The sequence below is a fragment of the Streptomyces longispororuber genome, from assembly GCF_024448165.1.
Taxonomy (GTDB): domain Bacteria; phylum Actinomycetota; class Actinomycetes; order Streptomycetales; family Streptomycetaceae; genus Streptomyces; species Streptomyces longispororuber_A.
In genome coordinates this window covers 27067-42405 of the sequence record NZ_JAMOLN010000072.1, presented here as the reverse complement: position 1 = coordinate 42405, position 15339 = coordinate 27067, and the positions used below count along the sequence as shown (strand labels likewise).

The 15339-nt window shown below is 73.4% G+C and carries 12 protein-coding genes; 9 read left to right on the top strand and 3 right to left on the bottom strand.

Features of this window, described 5'->3' with window-relative positions:
* The 5 genes from M4J07_RS21080 to M4J07_RS21060 all read left to right on the top strand — a co-directional run.
* Nucleotides 1-985: NrtA/SsuA/CpmA family ABC transporter substrate-binding protein (locus M4J07_RS21080; protein ID WP_255974178.1), on the top strand; the 985-nt coding region annotated here is incomplete at its 5' end.
* Nucleotides 982-1863: an ABC transporter permease gene (locus M4J07_RS21075; RefSeq protein ID WP_255974176.1), complete on the top strand. Its 882-nt coding sequence runs from the start codon at nucleotides 982-984 to the stop codon at nucleotides 1861-1863. The genes M4J07_RS21080 and M4J07_RS21075, both read left to right, overlap by 4 nt.
* Entirely contained in the window at nucleotides 1860-2630 is a 771-nt protein-coding gene (locus tag M4J07_RS21070; protein ID WP_255974174.1) for an ABC transporter ATP-binding protein, read from the top strand. Before M4J07_RS21075 ends, M4J07_RS21070 begins: the two co-directional genes overlap by 4 nt.
* The gene (locus tag M4J07_RS21065) at nucleotides 2631-3506 is read left to right on the top strand and encodes an ABC transporter substrate-binding protein (RefSeq protein ID WP_255974172.1); all 876 of its coding nucleotides are present in this window, start codon (nucleotides 2631-2633) and stop codon (nucleotides 3504-3506) included. It begins immediately after the preceding gene.
* Nucleotides 3503-4600, top strand: a complete 1098-nt coding sequence (locus M4J07_RS21060; RefSeq protein ID WP_255974170.1) for an LLM class flavin-dependent oxidoreductase — start codon at nucleotides 3503-3505, stop codon at nucleotides 4598-4600. Before M4J07_RS21065 ends, M4J07_RS21060 begins: the two co-directional genes overlap by 4 nt.
* 117 nt (nucleotides 4601-4717) lie before the next feature.
* On the opposite strand, the gene M4J07_RS21055 is transcribed toward M4J07_RS21060, so the two are convergent.
* Nucleotides 4718-4990 carry a hypothetical protein gene (locus M4J07_RS21055; protein ID WP_255974168.1) on the bottom strand — a complete coding sequence of 91 codons (273 nt, stop codon included), beginning with the start codon at nucleotides 4988-4990 and terminating at the stop codon, nucleotides 4718-4720.
* A 126-nt stretch (nucleotides 4991-5116) separates the two neighbouring features.
* Between M4J07_RS21055 and M4J07_RS21050 the strand changes: the two genes are divergently transcribed.
* On the top strand, nucleotides 5117-6703 hold the full coding sequence (locus M4J07_RS21050; protein ID WP_255974166.1) for a GMC family oxidoreductase: 1587 nt from the start codon (nucleotides 5117-5119) through the stop codon (nucleotides 6701-6703).
* Nucleotides 6704-6720: 17 nt separating this feature from the next.
* On the opposite strand, the gene M4J07_RS21045 is transcribed toward M4J07_RS21050, so the two are convergent.
* Nucleotides 6721-7926: a glycoside hydrolase family 64 protein gene (locus tag M4J07_RS21045; RefSeq protein ID WP_255974182.1), complete on the bottom strand. Its 1206-nt coding sequence runs from the start codon at nucleotides 7924-7926 to the stop codon at nucleotides 6721-6723.
* 272 nt (nucleotides 7927-8198) lie between these two features.
* Between M4J07_RS21045 and M4J07_RS21040 the strand changes: the two genes are divergently transcribed.
* Both M4J07_RS21040 and M4J07_RS21035 read left to right on the top strand, forming a co-directional pair.
* Nucleotides 8199-8990 carry a VOC family protein gene (locus M4J07_RS21040; RefSeq protein WP_255974164.1) on the top strand — a complete coding sequence of 264 codons (792 nt, stop codon included), beginning with the start codon at nucleotides 8199-8201 and terminating at the stop codon, nucleotides 8988-8990.
* A 94-nt stretch (nucleotides 8991-9084) separates the two neighbouring features.
* A complete protein-coding gene (locus tag M4J07_RS21035) occupies nucleotides 9085-9327 on the top strand; it encodes a WhiB family transcriptional regulator (protein ID WP_255974162.1) in 243 nt (80 codons plus the stop codon).
* Here M4J07_RS21035 and M4J07_RS21030 read toward each other — a convergent pair.
* A complete protein-coding gene (locus tag M4J07_RS21030; RefSeq protein WP_255974160.1) occupies nucleotides 9314-11791 on the bottom strand; it encodes a hypothetical protein in 2478 nt (825 codons plus the stop codon). The genes M4J07_RS21035 and M4J07_RS21030 overlap by 14 nt on opposite strands.
* 108 nt (nucleotides 11792-11899) lie before the next feature.
* On the opposite strand from M4J07_RS21030, the gene M4J07_RS21025 reads away from it, so the two are divergent.
* Nucleotides 11900-15250, top strand: a complete 3351-nt coding sequence (locus tag M4J07_RS21025) for a hypothetical protein (RefSeq protein WP_255974158.1) — start codon at nucleotides 11900-11902, stop codon at nucleotides 15248-15250.
* Nucleotides 15251-15339: the final 89 nt, after the last annotated feature.

Genomic DNA, 15339 nt, shown 5'->3' with positions numbered 1-15339 from the left:
CGTCGCCGCCCTCGCCGCAGCCGCGGCCCTCATCGCCCTCGCCTCCGGCTGCGGCACCTCGGAGGCCGACTCGGGGAGCACGGGCGGCGAGCAGATCACCGTCCGCATCCCCGACCCCGGAAACTCCGGCGCCCTCGCCGTCGGCAAGAAGGACGGCAGCCTCGACAAGGCCCTCGCCAAGGTGCACGCGAAGGTCGCGTGGACCGGCAGCGCGGGCCCGTTCGCGCCCGCCGCGCAGGCCATGAACGCGAACCAGCTGGACATCGCCACCGGCTCCATCACCTCCGGCATCACGTCCCTGACGCAGACGCCCGGCTTCACGTTCTTCACCGCCACCGCACCCGACGGCGCCGGTGAGGGCATCCTCGCCAGGAAGGGCTCCGGCATCGACTCCGTCGAGGACCTCGTCGGCAGGAGGGTCGCCGTCAACCAGGGCGGCACCGGCGAGTACCTGCTCCTCAAGGCCCTCGCCGAGCACGACATCCCGGCCTCGAAGGTCGAGCGGGTCTATCTGCGTCCCGACCAGACCGCCGCCGTGTTCAACAGCGGCAAGGTCGACGCGTGGGCCGTCTGGGCGACGTACTCGGTCGCCGAACTCGGCACGGGCAAGGCGAAGTTCGTCACCACCGGCAAGGACATCGGCTCCGACAACTACAGCCTCACCGCCGTCCGCACCGCGTTCGCCGACCGGCACCCCGAGGTCGTCCGCGCCCTCTACGACTACCTGCACACCGCCAGCGCCGAGGAGAAGCAGGACCCTGCCGCGTATCTGAACGTGAACACCGACGCGGGCCCGCAGGCGCTCAGCGGCGCCGCCGAGCGGCGGCAGATCGAGATCACCCGGCAGGGCGGCACCGTCGACCCGATCACCCCGGCCGACACGAAGCGGTTCGAGGCGGTCGCCCGGTTCTACGCCGAGCAGCAGGTCACCCCGACGAAGGTCACCGTCGCGGACCACGTCCTGGACGTGGAGAAGCTGTCATGACGGCCCCCACGGTCCCCGCAGCCCCCACGGTCCCTGCGGCTTCTGAGGCATCCACGGCCCCGACGGCTCTGGTGCGGCCGCGTCCGCCGCGCGTCCGGCCCCGCCGCCCCGGGCACACCGCGGCCCTGCGCGCCCTCGGACCGCTCGTCCTGCTCGCCGCGTGGTGGGTGGCGTCGGCGACCGGCGTGCTCACCGCGGACGTCCTCGCGTCGCCCGCCCAAGTCATCGACGCCGTAGGGGAATTGTGGGGCAACGGTCAGCTGCCCGACGCGCTCGCCACCTCCCTCACCCGCTCAGGCGTCGGCCTGGTCATCGGGCTCACCACCGGGCTCGTCCTCGGCGTGGTCACCGGGTTCACCCGCCTCGGCGACGAACTCCTCGACTCCTCCGTCCAGACCCTGCGCACCATTCCCTTCCTCTCCCTCGTCCCGCTGTTCATGGTCTGGTTCGGCATCAACGAGACGGCGAAGATCCTGCTCATCGCGGTCGCCACCACCTTCCCCATGTACGTGTCCACGTACGGCGGCGTCCGCGGCGCCGACCGCAAGCTCGTCGAGGCCATGCGCAGCTTCGGCATGGGCCGCCTCGCGATCGTCCGCGAGGTCGTGCTGCCCGGCGCCCTGCCCTCGCTCCTCGCCGGTCTCCGCCTGTCGATGACGCTGAGCGTGATCGCCCTGATCGCCGCCGAGGAGATCAACGCCACGGCAGGCATCGGCTACTTGATGGCGCAGGCCCAGAGCTACGCCCGCACCGACGTCCTCGCGGTCTGCATCCTCGTCTACGGCCTCCTCGGGCTCACCGCGGACGCCCTCGTACGCCTCCTGGAGCGCGCCCTGATGCCGTGGCGCACCGCGGGGCAGGGCGGAGCGCCGCGATGACCACCACCAGCACCAGCAGTATCGGCGGCGCCGACGCGGAGACCGCCGTCCGCATCGCGGGACTGCGCCGCACCTTCGGCGACCGGAACGTCCTCGACGGGCTCGAACTCACCATCCGGGGTGGCGAGTTCGTCGCCCTGCTCGGCGCGAGCGGCAGCGGCAAGACGACACTGCTGCGGATCCTCGGGGCCCTCGACGGCGCGGACGAGGGCGAGGTTCTCGTGCCGCCGGCCCGCACCATCGTCTTCCAGGAACCGCGCCTCGTCCCCTCCAAGAAGGTCCTCGCGAACGTCACCGTCGCCCTGCCGCGCGGCGCCGCCACCCGCGAGCGGGCCCGTACCGCGCTCGCCGAGGTCGGCCTGGAGCGGCACGCCGACGCCTGGCCCGGCACGCTCTCCGGCGGCGAGGCCCAGCGGGTCGCGCTCGCCCGCGCTCTCGTGCGCGAGCCCGAACTCCTGCTCCTGGACGAGCCGTTCGCCGCGCTCGACGCCCTGACCCGGCTCCGCATGCAGGACCTCGTCGCCGAGCTGTGCCGCGCGCACCGCCCGGCCGTCCTCCTCGTCACGCACGACGTCGACGAGGCCGTCCGGCTCGCCGACCGGGTCTGCGTGCTGCGCGACGGCCGGCTGATCACCGACGAACCCGTCACCGTCGACCGCCCCCGCGACCCCGGCGACCCGGCCTTCGCCGAGCTGCGCCACCGCCTCCTCGCCGACCTCGGCGTGCACGCCGCCACCCGTACCCCCCTTCCTTCCGGAGTGAACTGAATGACCGTCACCATCGGTGTCCACAACAGCAATCCGACCCTCTACTACCTCTCGCGGCTCGACTTCGCGCAGCAGGAGCTGGCGGCGCTCGGCGAGACCGCGGCCTTCCACCCGTACACGAACGGTGTGCGCACCGGTGAACTCCTCACCGACGGCGTCATCGACTTCGGCGGCACCGGCTCGACCCCGCCCGTCACCGCACAGGCCGCAGGACACGACGTCGTGTACGTCGCCGTCTCCGCGCCCCGCCCCGACCACGGCGCGCTCCTGGTCGCCGAGGACAGTCACGTCCGGACCGTCGCCGACCTCAAGGGCGCCACCGTGCACCTCGCGATCGGCTCCTGGCAGACGCACCTCGTCGCCAAGTCCCTCGACGAGCAGGGGCTTTCGTACGCCACGGACATCACCGCCGTGCGCTCCGGCGAGGACAGCGAACGCCTGCTGCGCTCCCGGGACATCGGCGCGTGGGTCGCCCAGGGGCCGCAGCTCGTCGCGGCCCTGCGCACCGGCGGCGTCCGCGTCCTGGTCCGCACCGGGGACGTCATCACCGACCGGTCCGTGTTCTTCACCCGCCGCGACCTCGCCGAACAGCGCCCCGAGGTCGTCGCCGCCCTCGTCCGGGCCCTTCAGCGGGCCGACGACTGGGCGCGGGCCCATCCGCGCGAGGCCGCCGAGATCGCCGCCGGGCACCAGGGCGGCACCGCCGACGACTGGGAGACCGCGCTGCGCGCCCTGCCGTGGCGGATCGAGGACGTCACGGACGCCTTCCTCGCGGAGCAGCAGGAGGCCGCCGACGTCTTCGCGCGGGTCGGTTTCGTGGAGCGGCCGGTGCGGGTCGCCGACGCGGTGGCACGCACCGGACAGGACGCGGCATGACAACGGACACGACAGCCCCGCCCGAGGTCCTCTGGTACATCATCCCGCGCGAGGGCGCCTACCCCTGGGAACCGGAGGGCCGCCGCCAGGTCGACCTCGGCTACCTCACCCACCTCGCCGCGACGGTCGAACGCCTCGGCTACAGCGGCGCGTTGCTCGCCACGGACCTCTACGACGTGTGGCCGCTCGGCAGCGCGCTCGCGGCGTCGACGAGCCCCGCCTTCCAGCCCCTCCTCGCCGTTCACCCCGGCCTGATCTCCCCGACGCTCCTCGCGAAGACGGCGCTCAGCTTCGACCACCTCTTCGGCGGCCGGCTCCGTTTCAACGTCGTCAACGGCTCCACCAAGTCCCTTCAGGAGTACGGGCTGCACGTGGAGCACGACGAACGCTACGAGCTCAGCGCCGAGTACTGGTCGATCGTCAAGCGCCTCACCGCAGGCGAGGTCTTCGACCACAAGGGCCGCTTCTACGACCTGCGGAACGCGGGCGCCTCCTTCCGCGACCTGAAGCCCGTCCAGACGCCGCACGTCCCGCTCTGGTTCGGCGGCTCCTCGGCGCCGGGCATCGAGATGGCCGCGGAACACGTCGACGTCTACCTCACCTGGGGCGAGCCCCCGCACCTCCTCAAGGAGAAGCTCGACCACGTCCGGGCGCGCGCCGCCGCCCACGGCCGCACGCTCCGCATCGGCCTGCGCCTGCACCTCATCGTCCGCGACACGGAGGACGAGGCGTGGGCCGCCGCGGACCGGCTCCTCGACGTCACCAGCGAAGCGACGTACGCCCGTCAGCTCGGCGACCGTGCGGGCGAGGACGGCGTCGGCTGGCAGCGCCAGTTCCGCCAGCACGGCGGCCGCGTCCCCGCCCGCGCCCGCGAACTGGAGACCCACCCCAACCTCTGGCCCGGCATGAGCCTGTTCCGCCCGGGCCCCGGCACGGCGATCGTCGGCTCCACCGCCCAAGTCGTCGACCGCCTCCAGGAGTTCAGATCCCTGGGCGTCGACACCTTCATCCTCTCCGGCAACCCCCTCCTGGAGGAGGCGTACCGGGTGGCGGAGACGGTGCTGCCCGCGCTGGGGGTGGTCAGACCTCGCTGAGATCGAACACGGACCACTCCGTGAAGGGTCGCGTCCGGACGTGGATGAGGTGGCCCCGGCTGACGACCCGCCGCGAACCGATCGGCCCGCCGTCGGCGCACGTCAGAGTGCCGGTGCTCACCGGCCGTCCCTCGTCCCAGGTGAGCGTGCCGACGACGAGGCGGTCCCCGCCTGAGCCCGCACCGAGCCCAAAGCCGTCTCGTACGAGCCCCCGCCCGCCTCCACCGTGACGACCAGAGCGTCGTACGGCCCGTCCCGTATCCGGTCCCTGAGCAGCCAGTGGGCGCGCCCGAACGCGTCCACGGTCGAGGACACCACGCGGCGACCGCGATGGTGGTGAGGCACCTGCGCGTAGGGACGCAGGGCGAAGTCCGTCACGGGAAGGTCCATGCCGAGATCCTCTGGGCACCCCCGGGCCCCGCACAACCGCATATGTACGCCCACCCCCGCCCGGGTGTAGACCATCGGTAACACCTGTTCGAGCCAACCAGTCAACGAGCTGTCCAGGGAGCCGAGTTGAGCAAGGACCGTACGTACGACTACGTCATCGTGGGGGCCGGGTCCGCCGGATGTGTGCTGGCCGGGCGGCTGTCCGAGGATCCGGCCGTGCGGGTCGCCCTGGTGGAGTCGGGGCCGCGCGACCGCAAGACCGAGATCCGGATACCCGCCGCGTTCCCGAAACTGTTCAAGACGCCGTACGACTGGGACTACGCCACGGCCAAGCAGACCGGGCTCGACGACCGGGAGCTGTACTGGCCGCGCGGCCACACGCTCGGCGGATCCTCGTCCATCAACGGCATGATGTGGGTGCGCGGGCACCGCGACGACTACGACGCGTGGGGCGAGGCCGCGGGCGAGGAGTGGGCGTACGAGCAGTTCGTGCGGTACTTCCAGCGCGCCGAGCGGTGGCACGGCGAGCGCACCGAGAAGTCCGTGTACGGCACGCTCGGCCCGCTGCACATCTCCCCGCCCCGCCATCCGAACCCGACCACGTCCTCGTTCCTCGACGCGTGCCGCGCGCAGAACCTGCGCGAACTGGGCGAGTTGAACCAGCCCGACCACTCCGGCTTCGGCGTCACCCCGCTCAACCAGTACCGGGGCCGCCGCTGGAGCGCCGCCGACGGCTATCTGAAGCACGCCGCGCGCCGCCCCAACCTCGACGTCTACACCGACGCCCGCGTCACCCGCCTCGACTTCGACGGCACCCGCGCCGCGGGCGTCGTCGCCGACGGCATCGCCGCGGGCACCCTGCGCGCCACCCGCGAGGTGATCCTCGCCGCGGGCACCATCGGCTCCCCGCAACTGCTCCAGCAGGCGGGCATCGGCGACCCGGACGTCCTCGAAGCGGCCGGCATCGACACGCTCGTCGCCTCGCCCGACGTGGGCCGCCGGCTCCAGGACCACCTCGCCTACGCGGTGACCGTGCGCTGCCCGCGCCCCGTCTCGCTGGTCGGCGCGGACTCGCCCGCGAACATCGCCCGGTTCCTGCTCGGCGGCCGCGGCCCGCTCACCTCGAACGTCGGCGAGGCCATCGCCTTCGTCAAGACGCGCCCCGAACTCGCCGCCCCCGACATCGAGTTGCTCTACGCACCCGTGCCCTTCGTGAACCACGGACTGACCCCGCCGACCGAGCACGGCCTCACCATCGGCGTCATCCTGCTGCAGCCGCGCAGCGAGGGCCGCATCACCCCGACGGGTCCGGGCTCCCGCCCGCGCATCGACCCCGGCTACCTCACCGACGAGGAGGACCTGCGCACCCTCGTCGCCGGAGTCCGCCGGGCCGAGGAACTCCTCGCCGACGGGGCACTGAGTCCGCTGCACTCGGCACCGATGGGCGCCTACCCGGGCGTCGTCGACGACGACGCGCTCGCCCGGTCGGTCCGGGCCGGGGCCGAGACCCTCTACCACCCGGTCGGCACCTGCCGGATGGGCACCGACGAGGGCTCCGTGACCGACCCGCGGCTGCGCGTGCGCGGCACCGAGTCACTCCGGGTCGTCGACGCCTCCGTCATGCCGCGCATCACCCGGGGTCACACCCACGCGCCGACGGTCGCCCTCGCGGAGAAGGCGGTGGAACTCATCCGCGAGGACGCTGCCAAGTAGAGGCGGAGGGAGGCGGGTTACGAACCCACGCTCACCGTGAACCGCCGCGGGTTCCCGTCGTGCGCCGCGCCCGACACGTCCGGCTGGCCGTCGGGACGGACGTCGTCGTACGGGAAGGCGTACCCGATGGGCGAGTTGGCGTGCACGACGCGCGACCAGTGGTTCGTCGTGGCGTCCTGGTAGTAGTCGCCGGACGTCGTGCCGTTCGGCTGCTCGGGGTGCGTGAGCATGATGCTCCGGTTGAATCCGGCGGCGAGCCGGGCCAGCAGGCCCTTCTTGTCGTCGGAGTCGGCCGGGTTGTTGGTGAACGGGCCGTGGTTGCAGGTGAAGATGTCCTTCGACGTCGGCTTGGTGAAGGTGTGGCCGCCGTTGAAGGTGAGCGTGTCGCCGCTGACCCGGCCGGTGAACACGCCGCGCCCGCCCTGGAGGTCGATCTTCAGGTCGGTGCCGGCGTACTTGCTCCAGACCTGGTCGATGTACCCGTTCCAGACGTCGCGGAACGGCATCTCGTCCGGCCGGTCGAAGTACGGCGCCATCAGGTTCTGCGGCGAGATCACCCGCAGCACCTTCCCGTCGTCGCCCTTGATGACGAGCTCGTCCCAGGGCTGTCCGTCCTTGGCGGCCTGCGCCGCGAGGTCCGCCGCGATCCGGTCGACCGCGCCGTCCGGCAGCGGTGCGACCGTGTGCGTCGCGTCGCCTTCCAGGGTGAGCCCGATGGGGAGGGCCGTGACCAGGTCGACGTAGCTGATGTTGGCGTACAACTGGTCGGAGTTGAAGGTGAATTCGCAGAAGGACCAGGTCCTGCCGTAGTTCGGGTCGGCCTTCGTGGCGAAGGCGGGCTCGACCAGGGACGGGCCCGGGTTGAGGTAGAAGTCCAGGGTGTCGTCCCGGACGAAGTAGACGCGGGCGCCGTACATCTGAGGCAGCGTCACCACCTTCGGTGCCGAGCCGGCCGCGCCCAGCGGGATGGCGCAGTCGACGGGCAGCGGGGTCTGCGGGGCGCTGGGCGACTCGGGCCGGTAGACGCTGCCGTCGGACTTGAGCAGCACCCAGTTCCCGGTCGACTGCTCGTGCCCGGTGACGTACGCGCGCACGGTCCCGGTCAACGACTTGTTCTCCAGCGCCAGTTCGCACGTGGCGGGAGCGGCGCCCGCGGTCCACGACGGAACGGTCAGGGAGGCGGCGGCGGTTGCGGCGGTCGCCGAGGCGCCGGCGAGGAACATCCTGCGCGATATCACGATCGCACTCCTGAAGTGTGGGGGGTGAGTGGGGGAGCCCCACTGTGGCGAGAGTGACGAAGAGCGTCAAGACTTATGACCGGGAGCGCTCCCACGAATTGATTCCGTTCAGAAGTTGAAGGCTGCGCCTATGTGTCCGCTTGGTCTGTACCTTCCCTGGTCAGCGCGGTGCGACGGCGATTGTCAGTGGGCGGTGGAAGACTCGGCAGTCCGGGAGAAGAAACCCACGACGGACCCTCGACGAGGAGGGCAGGACCATGATCACGACGGATTTCGTGAACGGCTCGCCGAACTGGATGGACCTCGGCACCCCCGATCTGGACGGAGCGATCTCGTTCTACGGCGGACTCTTCGGCTGGCGCTTCCAGTCGGCAGGACCCGAGGCCGGCGGCTACGGGATGTTCCAGCTCGACGGGAAGACGGTCGCGGGCGCCATGACCGTCACCGCCGACCAGGGCGGGCCCGCCTGGAGCGTGTACTTCCAGAGCGGTGACGCGGACGCCACGGCGAAGGCCGTCGAGCAGGGCGGCGGCGTGGTCCTGATGCAGCCCATGGACGTCTTCGACCAGGGCCGCATGGCCATCCTGGCCGACCCGGCGGGCGCGTCCTTCGGCATCTGGCAGCCAGGGCGGAACAAGGGCCTGGAGTACGTCACGCAGGACGGCGGCCTGAACTGGGCGGAGCTGTACGTGCCCGACGTCGCCGCCGCGAAGGCGTTCTACAGCGGAGTCTTCGGCTGGGGTGCCTTCGACGTGGAGTTCCCCGGCGGTTCGTACACGACGGTCAACCCGGCGGACACGGACGAGAACGGCATGTTCGGCGGGATCGTGCCGCTCGCGATGGACCCCGCGGAGGAGCGGGAGGGCGCGCACTGGACGCCGTACATCCACGTCCCGGACGTGGACGCGACGGCCGACCGCACCCAGGAGCTGGGCGGTACGGTGCGATCGGCTCCGGTGAGCATCGCCGGGGTGGGCCGGATCGCGAAGCTGGCCGATCCGTCCGGGGCGGGCTTCGCCGTGATCAAGGGGGACCCGAACCAGACGTGACGCGCGGGTGCGTGTCGACACGCAGGGTGACGCGGAACGGTGTCGTTGATCCGACGTTGATCAAACGTTTTGCGCCACCCCGCATGCTCACCCCATGCACGCCAACACGACCTTCACACCTGCCGGCCCCACCTGGCAGGAACAGGCCCTGTGCGCCCAGACCGGCGGAGACTTCTTCTTCCCCGAGCCGGGCAGCTCGGTGCGCGAGGCCAAGATGATCTGCCGCATGTGCGAGATCCGGCCCGCCTGCCTCGACTACGCCCTCAGCCACGACGAGCGGTTCGGCGTCTGGGGCGGCCTCTCCGAGAAGGAGCGGCACCACCTCAGGCGTACCTGACCCGGAACTCGGCCGTCCCGGCGGGCACGTGGACGTCGTCGCCGAACCGCGACACGTCCAGCTCCCGCCCGTCCGCGACGGCCGACAGCACCGTCCCGAACCGGCACGGATACACGAACCGCACCCCCGTGGGCGCGGACCCGATCGACACCGTCACGGTCCGCGCGCCCGCGTCGTGCCGCAGCCCGTATCCGAAGGGCTCCCCGAACAGGGTCGGCGCGTCGGCCACGCCCACGCGCTCCCCGTCCGGCACCCAGTGCGGGCGGACCCCCGGCGCGATGTACAGATGCGGATCCCGGTCCTCGTCGGCCTCGAAGAAGAGGATGTCGCGCAGCAGCAGCAGATACTCCGCCGCCGCCCAGCCGTGCGGGATGTCGCCCATGTACCAGTGCCGGTCGGGGACCTCGTGGAAGTCCGAGGCGATCGGGAAGGCGTGCTGCTCGTTCCACGCGCCGAGCGCCGCCGCCCGGTCCTGCGTGCGCGGGAACGCGGCGCCGACCACCCAGCCGAGCAGCTCGTCCGTCCGCCGCGGATCACCCGCCAGCAGGTAGGCGTGGGCCAGCTGCATGGTCAGATAGGGCCCGTAGGCGTTCCAGGCCGCCTCGTGCCGGAACCCGCCCGTCACGAAGTGCGCGTACATCGTGTCGAGGGTGAAGCGCGCGGCCCGGTCGACGTCGTCGCCGAGCTTGCTGCCCATGTGCAGGCGCAGCGGATGGAAGTACGCGGCCGCCCCGATCATCGTCGAGTCGAGCCGCCCCACGTCCCCGGGCCCCGTCGGGATGTACGTCTCCCAGGCCCCGCGCCGCCGCTGCTCGTCGAGCACCCAGCGCACGGACGCCGCCGTCGCCGCCTTCAGATCGTCGAAGGCGCCCCAGAGTTCGGCCACCTCGGGGGTGCCGAGCCGCTCCGCGAGCCGCGCCGCCTCGTAGAGCCCCGCGAGCCCCCACAGGTCGTCCCAGTAGTGCGGCTTGTCCCGGTCGCCCAGGTGCTCGGCGCTCCACCCGCTGTGCAGCAGCCCGTACCCGTCGCGGTTGTCCCGCAGCCAGCGCGCCCCGTCCACGACGTACGGCTGGTACAGCTTCGCGCCGAACGCGGCGGCCCGGCCGCGCGTGCGGTCGAACCGGCCGATCGCCCACAGCGCCTGCCCGTTGCTGTCCCACTCCCGGTCGTCCTTCTCGTGCGGCCCGCCGTAGAACCCGTACTCCGCACACGGCCCGATCCGCCCGCCGCCCCGGTTGAACCTCAGCGGGTAGTGCGTCCCCAACTGGTGCTCCGCCAGGGCGGTGTCGCCCACCAGCGAGCACGCGGTCGCCTCCACCGACGAGTCCCTGATCCAGAACGAGTCGTACACCGTCGGCCCGGGATGGATCTCCCCGAGGTCGGACAGGATCAGCAGCTGCGAGCGGGCCTGCCGGAACAGATCCGTCAAGTGCGCCACCGGGCGCGGCAGTTGTGGCTGCATCCCGAACTGGAGCAGCTTCACCGTCCAGAAGTCCTGGTTCATCACCTCCAGCTCGACGGCGGACGTGCCCCGCAGCTCGGCCAGGTCGTCGGCGCCGCTGTACAGATCGACGGGCAGCCGCACGTCGATCTGCGCCGTCTCGTCCTCGACGACCCGGTACGGCCAGCCGAACACCGCGCTGCACAGCCCCGCCACCTGGTCCTGCGCCTCGTCCGCCGCGTTGAGCTTGCCGCCCATCACCAGGTCGTGGAACGGACTGTGCCGCAGGTACGTCTCCGGATCCTGCTCGAAGTCCGGGTTGCCGTACACCCCGAACTGCTCGGGCGCCGTGTCGAACACCGGGCCCCAGCCGCTGTTGGTCTCCACCCGCCGCTCGTCCCGCAGGTACCGCAGATAGGTCAGCCGCCGGTCGGTGATCTCCCGTCCGTTGCGGTCGTGCCGCTGGAAACCGCTCGGCCCGGCCGGCAGCACGGCGGCACACAGCAGACCCTCGCGCGCCTGCCCCGTCGGCGACCCCACGGTCACCCGGGTGATCACCGCGTCCCGCTGCCGCGCACCCACCGGCGCGGCGAACGTGCGCTGCACGAACTCGACGCCGTCCGCCGTGCGGAACGTGGTCAGCACTACCGGCAGGTGCGGTGCCTCCATCCGCTGCTCCACCGCGCCGCCCTCCGGCAGTTGCGGCAGGTGCAGCGCGCCCGTCGCCGGGTCGAACAGGAAGAACGTCAGGCAGTACTTGTCGTAGACCGGCTCGATCTCCCCGGCCTGCCCGATCAGGGACTCCTGCCGGTGGTCCTTGACCCCGACCATGCCCCAGTACCGGTACAGCGCGTTCGACGCGAACGCCGCCTCCTTCGAGTCGTACGTGCCCGCGTCGAAGTCGTCGTTCCACCGCCGGAACGCCTGCTGCGCCCACCACGGCACCGGGTAGGGAACCCGGGCCCGCGCGGCCCAGCTGCGCCACATGACCTCGTAGAACATCCACTCGTGCGTCTGCGCCATGGAGTTCACCCCCTGAGCGCACCGTTGCACCGCACGGACGGTGCGGCCAGTCCGCCGGGAGGGCGATATTCGCTCGGCCTCCCGACGACGGCCGGGCACACTCTCCCCATGTCCGTCCCGCACTCCAGCCCGGCCTCCCGGCTCCTCGCCGACCTCGAACCGCTGCCGTACCCCCGGCGCACCCGCGAGATCGCCCACCGCGCCCGCACGCTCGCCGCCACCGGCGAACTCCCCGCGGCCGTCGCCGAACTCGACCGCGGCGGCGCGTACGAGCGGAGCGTCGGCGCGCTCCTCGCCTGCGCCGGACGCGACACCGCGTGGGCGGCCGGCCACCTCGCCGACCCCGACCCGTTCGTCCGCGGCCACGCGCGGCGCGCGGCGCAGGGCCTCGGCGTCCCGGACGCCGCCTTCGAGGAAGCGCTGCGCGACGCGCCGGAGGCGGTCCGCGGCGAACTGCTGCGCGCGATCGTCGCCGAGCGGCGCACCGCCCTCGCCGACCGGCTCGTCGACGGCCTGCGCGCCGACTGGGGCGACGCCGCGGCCGGGCGGCTGCTCGCCGGCTGCTCGCCCGAGGCCGTCGCCCGCGTCCTGCCGGACGTCTTCCACGCCGTACGGGGCTGGACCGGACTCGTCCGACGCCATCCCGGCACGGTGCTCGACGTGACGGAGCGGGAACTCGCCGCGCTGCCCGAAGCCTCCCTCGACAGCTGGTGGCTCCGGTACGGGCCCGTCCTCGCGGCCCTCGCCAAGGCCGCGCCGCTGCGCGTCCTCGACCTCCTCGACACCCGGCCCCCACAGCACTTCCCGCACTCGATGGGCCACTGCCTCGGCCTGCTCGCGGCCGCCGCCCCCGGACGCGTGCTGCGGATGGCCACCGGGCCCTGGCGGCAGCGGATCGCCGCGCGTCTCACCCCGTCGGCACTGCGCACCCTGGCCCGCTCCGGCGCACCCGAACTCGCCGGGTACGCCGGCGCCGCCGCCGAGCGGCCCCAGGAACTCGCCGCGCTGCTGCGCGCCCAGGCACCCGCCGACCGCCCCGCCACCTACGAGGCCGCCGTCGCCGGGCGGGGCACCGCGCACCGGGGCGTGGACAGCGTGCTCCTCGACGCCCTGCCCCGACGGCACGCGGCCGACGTGGCGCGCGCCGAGGCGCGCGCGGCCCGGGAGCGCGGCGACACCTGGCTCACCGTGCTGCTCGCCGAGTCCTACCTGCCGCCCGCCGAGGCCCGTGAAGCCCTGGCGGCCGCGACCCGCAGGCCCGTCGCGGAACAGCGCGCCGCCGCCTGGCCGCTGTACGTCCGCAACGCGGCCCGCACCGGCGACCCCGACCGGGTCACCGAAGCCGCCGAGGAACTGGCTCGGCGGCTGCGCAACGAACAGGACCCGGTGCGCGGCGCCGCCCTGGGCGCGCTCGCCGACGACGTCCGGCCCGACCTGTGGCCCGCCGCCGCACTGCCGCACCTCGGCCGGCTCGCCGAGGACGCCCTGCAGGCCCGCGACTGCTCGTACCCGACCCGCGGCGCCCTCACCCGGCTCGCCGTCGGCGTGCTCCGGGCCCGCGCCGCCGACCCGGCGCGGGACCACACCGACTGGGCCCTCGACACCCTCGTCGCCCTCCACGGCCAGGTCGGCTCGATCCACCTCGGCCGCCTCGACCGGACGCTGCGCCGCGGCCAGGAACACCAGGTGTACGCCGCGCTGCGGCCCCGCATCGACATCGAGTGCGGCGTCAACGACCACCACTTCCTGCTCGCCCTGGCCCGCGCCGTGGGCCGGCGCGCCGCCGGCATGCCCGAGCTCCAGGACCAGCTCCGGCGCGCCGTCGAGCGCGGCGACGACTCCACCGCGTGGAGCGCGATCGAGCTCTGGCTGGAGCCGCGCGCGACCCGCGACGAGCGGGCCGCCGAGGTTCTCGCCCTGGAGCCGTCCGCCGTCGAACTCCCCTGTGTGGCCGAGGTGGTGGCGCGTCGCAGGACCGATCTGCTCGACCACTTCCTCACCGGTGACGCGCCGCGCGGGCGGTTCCTGACGGACCGCAGGGCGTGGGCGTTCCCGGCGGGCGGACGCGTGCCGAGCCGCTGGCTGCCCCGCCAACAGCGCGCGCTTCTGGAGCAGTTGAGAGGGTGCGCGGACGACACCCGGCACGATCTGTGGCGCCGCGCCGACGCGGTCCGGCGCGGCGCGCACGTGCCGGACGGCGGCCGGTCGTTCGCGCGCGGCTGGGCCGATGCGCCGGACGTCCCCCTCGCCGAGGCCGCGCTCGGCGCGCTCGGCGCCACCGGGCACGACCTGCCGCTGCTGCTGTCCCACGCGGGCGACGACCGGGCCCGGGTCGCCGTGTACGCGGCCACCCGGGCGACCCGCCACGTGCCGCCGTCCGAACTCGCCCCGCTGCTCGACGAGTTGCTCACCGGCCCCGGCAAGAAGGTCACCAGCCGCAAGGAAGCCGCACGGCTCGCCGCGACCCGGCTCCCCGCCCCGGTCGCCGCACCCCTCCTGGCCCGTGCCTTCACCGCCCCGGACGCCCACCGCGACGTACGGGCCGCGGCCGTCGCCTTCGCCGCGTACGGGCTGCTCGGCCAGGACGCGGCCTGGCGGATCCTCGCCGCGGCGGCCCACGACGGCGACGCCGTGCTGCGCCTCGCGGCCCTGCGCCTCGGCGTGTTCGACGTGGCGCCCGACCGGCGCGAGCGCTACGCGGACCTGGTCGCCACGGTCGCCGACACCGACGACGACGAACTCGCCGAGGCCGCCCTGACCGCACTGGCCTCCTGGGTGCCGTGGTCGCCGCAGGCGCCCGCCCTGCTCGCCCGGACCCTGGCCGACGTCGCCCGGCCCACGCCCTCGGTGTGGACCGCGGCGGGCCGCGCGCTGCTCACGGCGGCCGCGCAGTCCACGGCCGGCGCCGACGCGCTGACCGCCGCGATCGGCGCCCTCATGGCGCACGGGGCCGCGCCCGACGCGGGGGAGGAGCGGGACCGTCCCGCGCACCGGCGCGTCGAGCACGTCGCGGATCAGCTGGCCGACCGATTGCCGCGCACACCGGCGCTACGGCCGGTGGCCCGCACCCTGGCGGAGGCCCTCGCCGGGCGGGACCCGTTCGTGGCGACGGCCGTCCGGGTGCGGCTCGGCGCGGTGGACCTCGCCGATCCCGGGCCGGGGCTGCGGGAGTTGGCCGGGCTGCACGACGGCCGCCCGGTGCTCGCGGCGGACACGGCGGGACGTCTGCGCGACCGGCTCCGTCGGGAGTCCGTGGACGGGGCCGGGCTGCACCGGGTCGCGGCGGAGCTGGCTGCCGGCGGCACGCTCGCGGAGGGGTTGTTCGCGTGGGCCGTCACGCTGGACCGAGGCGAACGGGAGTCCTGGCCGGACCGTTGGCGCACACAGCTGCTGGCCCTGCGGTCCCACCCCGCCCCGGACGTCCGCGACGCAGCGGCGCGGGTGAGAACGGCGCCCTGAAGGGGCGCGGGGAACTGCGCGAGCAACCCACGAAAAGCCGCGGACGCGTCTGCTCATGTACCGAGCAGACGCGTCCGCGGCTTTCGTCG

What these genes read in the sequence shown, in the direction of transcription:
- M4J07_RS21075 (WP_255974176.1), top strand. Translation starts at nt 982, where the DNA reads ATGACGGCCCCCACGGTCCCCGCAGCCCCCACGGTCCCTGCGGCTTCT.
- M4J07_RS21070 (WP_255974174.1), top strand. Translation starts at nt 1,860, where the DNA reads ATGACCACCACCAGCACCAGCAGTATCGGCGGCGCCGACGCGGAGACC.
- M4J07_RS21065 (WP_255974172.1), top strand. Translation starts at nt 2,631, where the DNA reads ATGACCGTCACCATCGGTGTCCACAACAGCAATCCGACCCTCTACTAC.
- M4J07_RS21060 (WP_255974170.1), top strand. Translation starts at nt 3,503, where the DNA reads ATGACAACGGACACGACAGCCCCGCCCGAGGTCCTCTGGTACATCATC.
- M4J07_RS21055 (WP_255974168.1), bottom strand. Translation starts at nt 4,990, where the DNA reads ATGGACCTTCCCGTGACGGACTTCGCCCTGCGTCCCTACGCGCAGGTG.
- M4J07_RS21045 (WP_255974182.1), bottom strand. Translation starts at nt 7,926, where the DNA reads ATGTTCCTCGCCGGCGCCTCGGCGACCGCCGCAACCGCCGCCGCCTCC.
- M4J07_RS21040 (WP_255974164.1), top strand. Translation starts at nt 8,199, where the DNA reads ATGATCACGACGGATTTCGTGAACGGCTCGCCGAACTGGATGGACCTC.
- M4J07_RS21035 (WP_255974162.1), top strand. Translation starts at nt 9,085, where the DNA reads ATGCACGCCAACACGACCTTCACACCTGCCGGCCCCACCTGGCAGGAA.
- M4J07_RS21030 (WP_255974160.1), bottom strand. Translation starts at nt 11,791, where the DNA reads ATGGCGCAGACGCACGAGTGGATGTTCTACGAGGTCATGTGGCGCAGC.
- M4J07_RS21025 (WP_255974158.1), top strand. Translation starts at nt 11,900, where the DNA reads ATGTCCGTCCCGCACTCCAGCCCGGCCTCCCGGCTCCTCGCCGACCTC.